Below are 12,165 nucleotides of genomic sequence, written 5' to 3' on the forward strand. Positions count from 1 at the left end.
CTCGACGATCCGGGTGAAATTACGCCTGGCTGCGGATTGGTGTCAATTCGTCGGGCTGTCGTTCCGTGGTTTTTTTCAAACCGCAGGGCAATCGGGTGACGGGGTAACGAATTGGATGTTCACAGGATGTTTCGCCTCGAGCGGTTTTGGATTACTGTTCGCTGGCTGTCCTGCATATGGACGGCGGCGCGTGCAAGTGGGAGGCTCGTACCGTGAAATCGTCTGATCGGGCACCGGCCGGTGCGCGGCGCGCTGGGTCCTTGCGCTGGTGGAGGGGGCTAGCGATGTCGGCAGGTATCCTCACCGCCGCGAACTGCATGTCATCGGGTGGGGTCGATCCGCTGATCGAAGTGCTCTTCGCAGCGGTCGATACTGAACTCTCGACTGCCGACAAGCTCGATATCGCGGCCGTGCTGGGCTTGAAGCTCGGAGAAGATGGCCGGACCGTCATCGATGCTAGCTGCGAAATGAACGCCTATCCGACGATCACTCTTGAAGATCTGAACGACGACGGTTCTCCCGAAGTATTCGTGCAGGCGGGCAACGTCTGCAACTCGGGTTTCACGGGAAGTTCGTTGTGGCTGTTCATTCGCGATTCAGCTGGGCGTCTGCAGGCAAATTTCGGCTTTGCCGCTTTGGGCTATCGTCGGGTCGGTAACCAGGTCCAGGGATTTCCTGACCTGGAGCTGGGAGGGCCCGGCTTCTGCCATCCTGTCTGGCACTGGGATGGAACAGGATACGTCTTCCTGCGCCGGATCGAAGAACAACCCGGCGGATGCGTTCCACCCGTGCAGTGAACCGACCGGGCCGAACGGGCAGCGGGCCATTATTTACAAGCACCGGATATGCGGGTGTAACATTGGCCCGATTTCCTGGGGAGGAAGCGCCATGTCGATCTGCAGATGGATTGTCCTGTTTCTGTTGCTGCCGCTGGCCGGGTGTGGCAGCTCTGTCGAGGGAGTTTATTCGGGAACGGAGAACAGCTGGCTCGAAAGAATCGATCTCCGGGACGAGCAGCGGGTGGAACTCACCTTCATGGGGACGACCAAAGAGGGAACCTACGAGGTCGAGAAAGATCGCGTCCGAATCAACAACGGTGGTGATATTTCTATCCTTCGCATCGATGATGATGGCTGTCTCGATGGCGGTGAGGTACTCGGAAAATACTGCAAAAACGGCAGTTCCAGTGGCGGAGGTTCCAGCACATCCAGCAGTTCCAAACGGAGCGCCGATTCGCAACTTGCAGGCAGCCTCTATGCCTTCGGTCCGGTCGGAGATGAAATGATGCTCGAGTTCATCGATGACGAACGGGTACGCATCACCATCGATGGCGAATCCGAGAGTCTCGATTATGAGACCCGCGGCAACCGGATCAGCATAGAAGGCAAGGATGGAACGGCCTGGGAGTTCACTCGGAGAGGTGAGGATCTGGAAGGTGGCCCGGAAGGAGCTGCAATGATCTTCCGAAAACGGAGTTGAGCTGAGCCGGGCAGGGAGCTTGCCGCTCCCCTGGCCTGGGCCGCAGCCTACTGGAAATCGCGCGGGATGGTTTCCTTCCAGCTTTTCTCGCGCAGAAGCGTGTCGCCTTCCCTGAGCCGGCGCGTGTAGTCGTAGTGGAAATTGTCGCGGTCGCTGCGCAACTCGAGCACACCCGACCAGCTCAGCGTGCGCCCGGAACGCTCGACCGTGATGCTGTAATCGCCTTGCACCGAGGCGCTGGCCGGGTCGAGGTCCGCGACCCGGTGCACCACTTTCTCGCTGTAGCGCACGGTGGCAAACGGGTATTCGTCGACGCCCGAATTGGTCGCCGTCACCGTTGTGGTCTGTTCGCGTTCATCGCGCAGCACGGTCCTGATTTCCGGGTAGCCCGATACCGTTTCGGCCGCGATCGAGCGGTAGCCCGGCAGTTCGGGGTCCGCAACCGGCGCGGGAAACCGCAGTGGTGACTCCTTGCCGGCCGGTACAACCGGCAACAGCAAGGCGGAACCCTGCGCGCCACCGAGATACAACGCGGTCGTCATCGGATAGGGTGTTGGCCAGAACATCGGCCAGTGCGCGTTGCCGACCGCGAGCCGGATGCGGTGCCCCTTCGGGAATACCCACGAGCTGAAGTGCATCTCGATATCGAGCGCATAGCGCTGCTCCGGCACCAGCGCGGCAGGGGAGGTCGAGGAATCGCGGTGGGTCCCGTTGAAGCCTGCGCCGGCCACCTGCGTCACCGCGCCGTTTTCGGCGACGTCCGACAAACGCACGATCCAGTCCGCCTGCGGCACATCGGCCGACACGTTCAGCAGGGCGCGCGGAAAACCCAGTATTTCCCGCGCGTCGGCGAGTGGTTCGGTTTCGAACACCAGGTTGAAACCGTCGGCCGGGCGCTGGTCCGGAGCCCAGTCGCCCCACCACATCACGCTGCCGCTGGCCTCGATGCCGACGCTGGGGCGATAGCCGAGGTAGCGTACCGCTTCAGTGGCCGGAGTGCGGCCGAGGCTCTGGTCGGCGCCCAGAAAATAACGTTGGGGCGTGATGCGGGGCAACGGCCAGCCCGCTTCGCCGCGCCAGTGCCCGGGAATTTCGGCCGGCGCGATGCCCGGTGGATGCCAGTCGCGCACATATACCGAAAAGCGCGGCTCGTTCATGATGCCGGTGTCGATGCCCTTCAGCCAATGATCGAACCAGCGCACCGCTTCGCGTCGCCACTCGATGCCCGGCGGCGGAACCGCCTGGTTGGGCCAGGTGTGGTTCCACGGGCCGAGCATGCCTTTCACCGGAGCGCTCATGTGTTCGAGCATGCGTGGCACGCTGTCGCGATAACCGTCGTACCAGCCGCCGATCGCGTAGGTGGGAATATCGATCAGGCTGTAGTCGCGGTTCAGCGAGGCGCGGTCCCAGAACGGTCCGTCGCGCTGCTGGCGCTTGTAGATCAGCAACCACGGGGTGGTGTCGAAGCGATCGCGGAAATAGGCCTCGTCGATCCGGTAATCCGGCGCACCCGGAATGATATTCCACAGATCCTGTCCCAGTTCATAGGCATCGACATGCATGATGCCGTCCATGAAATGTACATCGTCCTGGTAGATATCGTCGGTGGCCATGACCGGCACGATGGCTTTGAGCGCGGGTGGTCGGCGCATTGCCATCTGGATCGAGTTGAATCCGCCCCAGGAGATGCCGAACATGCCGATATTGCCGCTGGAGAACGGCTGCTTCGCCAGCCAGTCGATCACGACTTCTCCGTCGCTCTGCTCCTGCTCGGAGTATTCGTATTCAATCAGACGGCCCTCGCTGCGCCCGGTGCCGCGGATATCGACCCGCGCAACGACATAGCCGTGCCTGATGAAGTAGGAGAAATCCGCAAAGCGTCCGCCACGACTCTCGTCCTTGCGGTAGGGCAGGTACTCGAGCAGCACCGGAAGTTTTTTGGCGCCGATATCGGCCGGCAGGTAGAGGTCGGCGGCAAGACGCACGCCATCGGGCAGGGTGATCCAGGCTTCGTGGATTGCGATGCCCTCATGCTCGAGCGTCGCTGCCGCGAGGAGATTGCCGTGGACCAGCAGTACCAGGGCCAGCAAGAAGTTTTTCGCGATCCGCATATGGCCTCCGCGCGACCTGCGATCAGGTCGTTACCGCAGGCACCATAATGTCGGCGCGCAGATCCTGTCCAGCGCAAGCGGGTCAAGGACGGCGGCGGCCGCCGCGATCAGCCGCCCAGCGCCAGCGTCATCGAACGGACTTCTTCTTCCGCGTCCTTGACCACACCGACGCAGCTTTGCTCGTTCAGTTTCAGTTTTTTGCAGGCATCGATTTCATTGAACGGCGGCGGTGCGGTGTCCCGCGGCTCGCCGATTCGCGACAGCAGGTTGGCCACCAGGATCACGTCGCCAAGATCCGCGTTGCCCTGATGTTCGCGGTCGAGGATCTCGTGCTCGTCGACCGCCACCGCGATGGACTCCGGGAACCCCCACGATTCGATGATCGCGCGACCAACACCGGTATGCCAGTCCTGCACCAGTTCCTCCAGCGCCTGTGGATCGCTGAACAGCTCGGGAAACGCGGTGACCCGGGTCAGGATGTAGAAGCGTCCGATATCGTGCAGCAGTCCGGTCAGCAGCGCCTCGTCGGGCTTGATGCCCTGGGCGTGATGCTTGGCCAGGATATAGGACAGCACGGCAACATGGACGCTGTGGGTGCGGGTCTTTTCGAAATGCTGCCTGACTGCGGGATCCTTTGGGATGGGGAAACTGCTGTCCATGGCCATCGAGACCGCGGCGCTCTGGATCATTTCGAAACCGAGCCGGCTGATCGCCTGTCTCACATCGGTGATTTCCATGGTGCCGCGCTTGAGCAGCGCGGAATTGGCCAGCCGCAGCAAGCGTGCCGACAGCACCGGCTCCGAGAGCACGATGCGGGCGATTTTTTCCACGTCGACTTGGGCATCGTTGAGCGCGTCGCGTACCCGCATTGCCGTTTCCGGAAAGGGCGGCAGCTCGAAGGTGCGGGTCGAGAGTTCCGCGGCGAGTTGTTTGACGAACTCGAATCCCGCCTTGCGCGATGCTTCCGCCTGCGCTCCGGCGGCGGTGGCCGTTTGGGTGGGATTCCCTGCGGTTTGCTGGTGGACGAACTCCAGCGTGGCGTTGCTCGAATCTTTCATGGTGGTCTCTAATTTGGTTGTTCTTTTGACCTGATGGATGATTGTGGGCCGGACATCAGGCGCTGAATTGCGGTTTGCAAGCCCTGATTATAGACGCTGACCGGCGCTTTTTCGGGGCTGCTCAGCTCTTGTCGACCCATTCCCAGCGTATCGGCTCCCCAAAGTCGTCATATACCGCCTTGCGCACCAGGCGCGGCTTGCCGCTTCGGGCAGGCCTGGTTTCGCGCGGCTTGCGGCGTCGTGCTTCGATTGCCGCGACCACCTCCGGTACATAGGTGCGCTCTTCGCGGGGGCGCTGGGTAAAGGAGCGAAAGCCCGGAGCACCGGACGAGTCGTCGCGCCCGCTCGCACCGCGTGCCACGGCCTGCACCGCACCGCCGCGACCCAGGTACTCGCGTACCTGCTTCTCGAGTTGTTCGCGCATTTCGGTCTTGCTGGCTGGAAGTTTCACATCGGGATCCGCTGATCGACCACCTAGCATACCCGTGCAGGCACCTTGTCCGCCAATCGGAGCGGACGGCACTCAGGCCGTCGGTGCAGGTACCGGGGCGTTGCGCTGGCTGTTCCACAGTGCCGCGTAGGCGCCGTTTGCCGCCAGCAGTTCGCCATGACGGCCCTGTTCGACAACGCGTCCTGCGTCCAGCACCACGATGCGATCGGCATCGACAATCGTCGAGAGTCGGTGCGCGATGGTGATGCTGGTATGGCCGCGCGCGACATCGCGCAGGGCATCGAGGATGATGCTCTCGGCCTTGCTGTCGAGCGAGGAGGTCGCCTCGTCGAACAGCAGGATCGGCGGGTGCTTGAGAATGGTGCGGGCAATGGCCACGCGTTGGCGCTCGCCGCCGGAGAGCTTGAGGCCGCGCTCTCCGACCCGGGTCTCGAGTCCGTCGGGCAACTGCTGCACGAAGTCCTCGAGGTGTGCCAGGCGCAGCGCCTCCAGCACTTCCCGGACCGGCGCATCGGGGCGTCCGTAGCGGATGTTCTCGAGCAGCGTGTCGTTGAACAGCACCGTGTCCTGCGGCACGATGCCGATCGCGGCGCGCAGCGACTGCTGGGTCACGCCGCGGATGTCCTGCCCGTCGATGCAGATCCTGCCGCCGCTGACATCATGGAAACGGAACAGCAGTTTCACCAGGGTCGATTTGCCGGCACCGCTGGCGCCCACCACCGCCAGCCGCTCCCCCGGTGCGACACGGAAATTCACGTCGTGCAGGATTTCGCGATCATCGTGATAGCGGAAATCGACCGCCCGGAATTCGATTTCTCCGCCCGTCACGCGCAGGGCGCTTGCGTTCGGCGCATCCGCTACCCGCGGCGTCACGTCCAGCAGGGCAAACATCTCCTCGATCGAGGCGAGGGAGCCCTTGATCTCGCGATAGACCATGCCGAGAAAGTTGAGGGGCATGAACAATTGCATCATGAAGGCGTTGATCAGCACGAAGTCCCCGACGCTCATGCGCGCGCCAGCCACGTCACGGGCCGCGAGCGCCATGCTGGCGGTCATGGCAAGTGCGACGATCAGCGCCTGCCCGGCGTTGAGCGCCAGCAGTGACAGCCGGTTCTTGCGCCGCGCTTCCTCCCACAGGGCGAGGTCGGCGTCGTAGCGCGCCGCCTCGTAGCGCTCGTTGCCGAAGTACTTCACGGTTTCGTAATTGATCAGGCTGTCGACCGCGCGCGTATTGCTGGCCGAATCGGCCTGGTTGGCCGCGCGCACGAATGCGGTGCGCCACTCCGTGGTCACGACCGAGAATGCGATATAGGCGAGCACCGAGAGCACGGTGATGCCGGCGAACCAGGCACCGTAATTCCACGCCAGCAGTGCGGCCACCACCGCGATCTCGAACAGGGTGGGCGCGATGTTGAACACGAAGAAGCGCATCAGGAAGCTGATGCCATTGGTCCCGCGTTCGATGTCGCGTGCCAGCCCTCCGGTGCGTCGTTCGAGGTGAAATTCCAGGTCGAGTGCGTGCAGGTGCTCGAACACCAGCAGCCCCACCCGCCGCATGGCGCGCTCGGTGACGCGTCCGAATAGCGCATCGCGTATCTCGCCGAACATCACGTTCAGAAAACGCGCCAGGCCATAGGCCGCCACCAGGCCGAGCGTGGCGAGCAACGCGCCGGAGGTGCCCGTGCTGGTGTCCAGTGCATCGACGGTGTACTTGAGCAGGAAGGGTGCGCTGATGCTTCCCGCCTTGGCGAGCACCAGAAAGCCGAGTGCAAGCGCGATGCGCGCGCGGTACTCGAGCAGGTAGGGCCAGATCAGGCGCACCGCACGCCAGTGGAATCCACCGGAAGATGTCGAAGCATGGTGGCGATGACGCATGGCGCGGACTTTCCTGTCGGGACCGGGCATTCTACACGGTGCATGCGGCTTCCCGCGTTGCCGGGAATTCCCGCACAATGACAAAGGAGTCGGGCTGACGTGGTGGTGATGACGGGCAGCGCGCACAATGTACGGGTCGTCACGAAGACAAGGATCGGTAGATGAGTGATCAGCGCCGCAAGGAAACGGCTGTACCCGGTGGCAGGCTGTCGCGTCTCGGACGCATGGCGCGCCTGGCGACCGGCATTGCGGGCGGCATGCTGGCCGAAGGCGGGCGCCAGATCGCGCGCGGCAATCTGCCGCGTGCCAGCGAGCTGTTGCTGACGCCCGCCAATGCGCGGCGCGTTGCGGAGCAGCTCGCGAGCCTGCGTGGTGCCGCGATGAAGCTCGGCCAGCTGCTCTCGATGGACGCCGGCGATCTGTTGCCGGCCGAACTCAGCCAGATCCTCTCGCGCCTGCGCGCCGATGCCCAGGCCATGCCGCGGAGCCAGCTCGAGGGCGTGCTGCACAAAGCCTGGGGCAAGAACTGGGAGAAGCTGTTCGCGGATTTTTCCTGGCGACCGCTGGCCGCGGCATCCATCGGGCAGGTGCATCGTGCGACCACCCTCGACGGCAGGCAGCTGGCGCTCAAGGTGCAGTATCCCGGCGTGGCACGCTCGATCGACAGCGATGTCAACAATGTCGCGGCCTTGTTGCGGATCTCGCGTCTGTTGCCCGAATCGCTCGATATGCGACCGTTGCTCGACGAGGCCAAGCGGCAGCTGCGGGCCGAGGCCGATTATCTGAAAGAGGCTGCGCATCTCGCGAAATTTGCCGAGCTGCTGGCCGATGACGCTGACTTCGCGGTGCCCGTGGTGCACATGGATCTGAGCCGGCGCGAAGTGCTGGCGATGAGCTACCTGCCCGGCAAGCCGCTCGAAAGCATGGACGTCGCGACGCAGGCGGTGCGTGACCGGATCGCGGAGCTGCTCTTCCGCCTGCTGTTCCGCGAGATGTTCGATTTCAGGCTGGTGCAGACCGATCCCAATTTCGCCAATTACCACTACCAGGAAGCCACCGGGAAGATCGTGTTGTTCGATTTCGGGGCAACCCGGCGCTATCCCAGGCGCATCATCGACGGCTACCGCAAGCTCTTTCGCGGGGTGCTCGATGGCGATCGCGCCCTCATCCTCGCCGGCGCCGGCGCGATCGGTTATTTTCCCGAAACCATCAAGGCGCGCCATCGCGAGGAACTGCTCGATCTGTTCGTGCTGGCAACCGAGCCGCTGGGATTCCGCGGCAGTTATGATTTCGCGGCATCGGATCTCCCGCTGCGCCTGCGCGAGGCTGGCACGGTGTTGAGTTTCGAGAAAGGGTACTGGCACAATCCGCCGGCCGATGCGGTATTCCTGCATCGCAAGCTGGGCGGTATCTACCTGCTTGCCGCGCGACTGCGGGCGAAGGTCGATCTGCGACGTATCATCGAGCAACGCATCTGAAGGGGAAGTTCATGGCACAGGCAAAACGTAACCGCCGTACGCGCTCCGGCAATCTGAGGGTACTGGTCACGGGCGCTACCGGCTTCGTGGGTTTTCATACCGCGAAGGTCTTGCACGAGGCCGGTCACGAGGTGCGCCTGCTGGTGCGCAGTCCCGACAAGATGCGGCGCGTGCTGGGGCCGTTCGGTCTCGATACGCTGGCGCACGTCCAGGGCGATATCGCGGAGGAGAAATCGGTGGCGCGTGCGCTCGAGGGTTGTGACGCGGTGGTGCACGCCGCCGCCATGGTCAATGTGCATGCCAAGGATGCGATTGCCACGATTCACACCAATCGTCGCGGCACCGAGCTGGTGATCGGCGGTGCGGTCGATCGAGGCATCAGCCGTATCGTGCAGGTCTCGAGCAGTACCGCACTGTTCAACCCGGGGGTGGAGACCGTCGACGAGAATTCACCACTCGGCACCCAGGCTGTCGGCTACGGACGCTCCAAGATCGAGAGCGATCTGTATGTGCGTGGATTGCAGGCCCGCGGCGCCAATGTCTATACGACTTATCCGGGCAGCATCATGGGTCCGGACGATCCCGGGCTCAGCGAGGCAATGGTCGGTTTGCGCACCACCGTCGAGGATCTGTTCGTGATCACCTCCTCGGGTATCCAGATCATCGATGTGCGTGATCTTGCGCTGGCACACCTGCGCCTGATCGAGCGTGGCGGTCCGCCGCGGCGCTACACGATGGGCGGACAGTTTTTCCGCTGGGCGGAGATGGCGGATATTCTCGAATCGGTGATAGGCACGAAGTTGCGGCGCAAGGTGCGCGTATCCAAATACGCCCTGCAGGGTATCGGTCGGTTTGGCGACCTGGTCAACCTCTTCGTGCCGTTCGATCTGCCGATCAGCTACGAGGCAACCTGGTATGCCACCGAATGGACACCCTCCGACGATACCCGGGTGCAGCAGGATCTCGGCTTCCGCTACCGTGATATCCGCGAGACGCTTGGCGATTCGATTGTTTGGCTGGCCGACAACGGTCACCTCAAACATCTCGAATACGCCGAATATATTCGCGCCCAGCGGCACAAGCCGGCGCGGGCGCGCGGCCCGCGAGCGCGTGACTGAAGACCTGGCTGCAGCAACATCATGTTGCTGCGGATCGGCTTTCAGTCACGCAACCACGGGTCAGGATGTGCCTCTCAGTCGATGCGCACCTCGATGCGACGGGGACGAACCTCGGCGCGTTTCGGGATATGCACGCTCAGCACGCCATCCTTCAGCGCGGCGCGGATGTGGTCCGTGTCGAGCTCGCCACTGAGTGAGAACGCGCGCCGGTAGTACTTGCCGCGCACCTCGGCGTGCACCGCCTGCATGCCTTCCGGTTTCGTGATTTCCGCGCGACCTTCGATCAGCAGATTGTCCTTGTCGACCTGCAGGTTGAGCCGTTCGTTGTTCACGCCGGGAAGATCGGCAAGCAGGGTGATGCCATCGGCATTCTCGAGCACCTCGACGCGCGGACGCATGGTCCGCTCATTGCCCGTCCTGGTGGCGCCGCCAGAGGTGCGCAATGCGTTGTCTGAAGATTCGGTTTTCACGATGCGGTCCTCCTGTTCAATTGACACTGATCTGACGCGGACGAACTGCGGCGCGCCGCTTGATCGCGAGATGCAGCACGCCGTCGCGGTAGCTGGCCATGACCTGGTCCGGATCCACGTCTTCCGGCAGTGTCACGACGCGACGGAAATCGCCCTCGAAGCGCTCGCGCAGATACCAGGTGCTGTCCTCGGGCGTGTCGATCTTGCGCGCGCCCGCTACCGTCAACAGGTTTTTCTGCAGTGTAAGCGTGAAGTCCGCAGCCGTGAGGCCAGGGGCGAACACGTATACGTTCACTTCTTCCGCGGTTACGCCAACGTTGAGCGGTGGATAGGCCCCGGCGCGACCGCTGCGGATACCGTCACCGGACCAGCCGCCGAACAATTGCTCCATTTCCCGCTGCAGACTGTCGAATTCCCCGAACGGTCCGCGCTCCCGGTTGTTGCCAAGGTAGGAAAACATAAGACACCTCCGACGCAATAGATGGGTGTGATTCGGGCCCTGGCCAGCGCTGGCTGCCGTCGCCCGACAGTAGGATAAATGGTGCCGCTGTGCGCGAGTTTCAAGGGTGCGCTTGCCTCTTGGTCACGCTGATGCGCTAAGCTGCGCATCGCGGAAGCTCGAGCCCGCGTGGTGTGCGTCTGCGCGATGTCCGGCGCTGTCCCGGGACTGATCGAAATCGATGGTTGAATACAGGAGCATGTTCGTATGGATTCCAAGGTTGCATTCATTACCGGTGCCAGCCGCGGCATCGGCAAGGCCACCGCATTGGCGCTGGCTCGCAAGGGCTACGATGTGGTGGTCACGGCGCGCACCCTGGAGGAGGGCGAAACACACGAGCACGGATCAAGCAAATCCGAGCTGAAGTCCGTGCCCGGAAGCCTGCGCACCACGGCTGATGCGATCGAAGCGCTCGGGCGCCGGGCGTTGCCGATCCGGCTCGATCTGCTCGATCTGGAATCCATCGACGCCGCGGTCAACGAGACGCTTGCGCGCTGGGGGCATATCGATCTGCTGGTGAACAACGGCATCTACCAGGGTCCCGGCATCATGTGCCCGGTGATGGAGATCGGGCAGCAGGACATACAGAACCTGTTCCAGGGCAATGTGTTTTCGCAACTGCACCTGATTCAACGCTGTCTGCCGCACATGCTGGAGCGCGGCTCGGGGTGCATCGTCAACGTGGTGTCCGAGTCCGGCATGATCGACCCTCCCGGGCCGATCGGCAAAGGTGGCTGGGGTTTTGCCTATTCGGCCTCGAAAGCCGCATTCATCAGGTTGAGTGGTGTATTGCGCGTGGAATACGCAGACTCGACGCTGAGCTTTTTCAATATGGAGCCGGGTTTCGTGATCACCGAGACCATGGGCGCTCGCGCCGACATGAAAGAATTTGCGGCGCTATATGGTGGCGCTCCGCCCGAGGTGCCCGCGACGGTGGTCGCGTGGCTGGCCACCGAACCCGCGGCGCGTGAACTGAATGGCCAGACCGTGTTTGCCCAGCGCCATTGCCTCAAACACAACCTGGTGCCCGAGTGGCAACCCCGGCGCCGCTCCAGGGATTGAACTCCCTCATGTCAGGGCGGGGTGCGCTCCCTACATGTAGATGATCACTATCTCGTAAACCAGCGCCGGACGCTCCTGGCCCACCACGTGGACCTGGGTTTCCAGCGTCATGCGAGTGCCTTTGGGCAGGCGTTCCACGGCCTTCACGCGGGAGCGCGAATGGATGCGGCTGCCAACCGGGACCGCGCCCGTGAAGCGCAGCTTGTCCGAGCCGTAGTTGAGGATATTGTTGTAGCCGATGATCTCGTAGGTCGGCGTGCCGCGCATCCTGCTGATCAGCACCAGGGTCAGGAAGCCGTGCGCGATGGTGGTACCGAAAGGGCTCTGCGTCTTGCAACGTTCCGGGTCGGTGTGGATCCAGTAATCGTCACCCGAGAGATCGGCAAAACGATTGATCAGGTCCTGGGTGATCTCGAGCTCGTTGCTCCATGCTCCGAACTGATCGGATAGCAGTTCCTGCATTCCCTCGACATCGTCGAAGCGGTATTGCTTCATCATGTGCTCCCGGTCGCTGTGGTGAAGCCGTCAGTGGCGTGATGGCCAATGGTAGCAGCCGTAATCCGG

Annotated in this window: 12 protein-coding genes; 5 read left to right on the top strand and 7 right to left on the bottom strand. The window is 62.9% G+C overall.

The genetic code is table 11. The annotated features are described in order from the left end of the window. Positions 1-284 precede the first annotated feature (284 nt). A complete protein-coding gene (locus IPF49_17450; GenBank protein MBK6289383.1) occupies positions 285-797 on the top strand; it encodes a hypothetical protein in 513 nt (170 codons plus the stop codon). Then, complete coding sequence (locus tag IPF49_17455) at positions 727-1,479, top strand: hypothetical protein (protein ID MBK6289384.1); 753 nt, start codon at positions 727-729, stop codon at positions 1,477-1,479. Before IPF49_17450 ends, IPF49_17455 begins: the two co-directional genes overlap by 71 nt. Before the next feature lie 47 nt (positions 1,480-1,526). Here IPF49_17455 and IPF49_17460 read toward each other — a convergent pair whose 3' ends face one another. The 4 genes from IPF49_17460 to IPF49_17475 form a co-directional block, all read right to left on the bottom strand. Beyond that, positions 1,527-3,590: a CocE/NonD family hydrolase gene (locus IPF49_17460; GenBank protein ID MBK6289385.1), complete on the bottom strand. Its 2,064-nt coding sequence runs from the start codon at positions 3,588-3,590 to the stop codon at positions 1,527-1,529. Positions 3,591-3,697: 107 nt separating this feature from the next. Then, positions 3,698-4,648 (bottom strand): HDOD domain-containing protein, encoded by a 951-nt coding sequence (locus IPF49_17465; GenBank protein MBK6289386.1) that lies wholly within the window; start codon positions 4,646-4,648, stop codon positions 3,698-3,700. Between the two features lie 121 nt (positions 4,649-4,769). Continuing rightward, positions 4,770-5,099, bottom strand: coding sequence for a hypothetical protein (locus IPF49_17470; protein MBK6289387.1), 330 nt, complete (start codon positions 5,097-5,099; stop codon positions 4,770-4,772). 72 nt (positions 5,100-5,171) lie between these two features. Further along, positions 5,172-6,974 carry an ABC transporter ATP-binding protein/permease gene (locus IPF49_17475; protein ID MBK6289388.1) on the bottom strand — a complete coding sequence of 601 codons (1,803 nt, stop codon included), beginning with the start codon at positions 6,972-6,974 and terminating at the stop codon, positions 5,172-5,174. 161 nt (positions 6,975-7,135) lie between these two features. Here IPF49_17475 and IPF49_17480 point away from each other — a divergent pair, with 161 nt between their 5' ends. Both IPF49_17480 and IPF49_17485 read left to right on the top strand, forming a co-directional pair. After that, positions 7,136-8,452, top strand: coding sequence for an AarF/ABC1/UbiB kinase family protein (locus tag IPF49_17480; GenBank protein MBK6289389.1), 1,317 nt, complete (start codon positions 7,136-7,138; stop codon positions 8,450-8,452). Between the two features lie 11 nt (positions 8,453-8,463). After that, on the top strand, positions 8,464-9,570 hold the full coding sequence (locus IPF49_17485; GenBank protein ID MBK6289390.1) for an SDR family NAD(P)-dependent oxidoreductase: 1,107 nt from the start codon (positions 8,464-8,466) through the stop codon (positions 9,568-9,570). Positions 9,571-9,644: 74 nt separating this feature from the next. On the opposite strand, the gene IPF49_17490 is transcribed toward IPF49_17485, so the two are convergent. Continuing rightward, a complete protein-coding gene (locus IPF49_17490; protein MBK6289391.1) occupies positions 9,645-9,968 on the bottom strand; it encodes an Hsp20/alpha crystallin family protein in 324 nt (107 codons plus the stop codon). Between the two features lie 88 nt (positions 9,969-10,056). After that, positions 10,057-10,500 carry an Hsp20/alpha crystallin family protein gene (locus IPF49_17495; GenBank protein ID MBK6289392.1) on the bottom strand — a complete coding sequence of 148 codons (444 nt, stop codon included), beginning with the start codon at positions 10,498-10,500 and terminating at the stop codon, positions 10,057-10,059. Between the two features lie 246 nt (positions 10,501-10,746). Between IPF49_17495 and IPF49_17500 the strand changes: the two genes are divergently transcribed. Beyond that, on the top strand, positions 10,747-11,601 hold the full coding sequence (locus IPF49_17500; protein MBK6289393.1) for an SDR family oxidoreductase: 855 nt from the start codon (positions 10,747-10,749) through the stop codon (positions 11,599-11,601). Between the two features lie 30 nt (positions 11,602-11,631). Here the strand turns inward: IPF49_17500 and IPF49_17505 are convergent, their stop codons facing one another. Then, complete coding sequence (locus tag IPF49_17505; protein ID MBK6289394.1) at positions 11,632-12,096, bottom strand: MaoC family dehydratase; 465 nt, start codon at positions 12,094-12,096, stop codon at positions 11,632-11,634. Between the last annotated feature and the right edge of the window lie 69 nt (positions 12,097-12,165).

The organism is Gammaproteobacteria bacterium (assembly GCA_016705365.1).
In the GTDB taxonomy this organism is placed as follows: Bacteria; Pseudomonadota; Gammaproteobacteria; order Pseudomonadales; family UBA5518; genus UBA5518.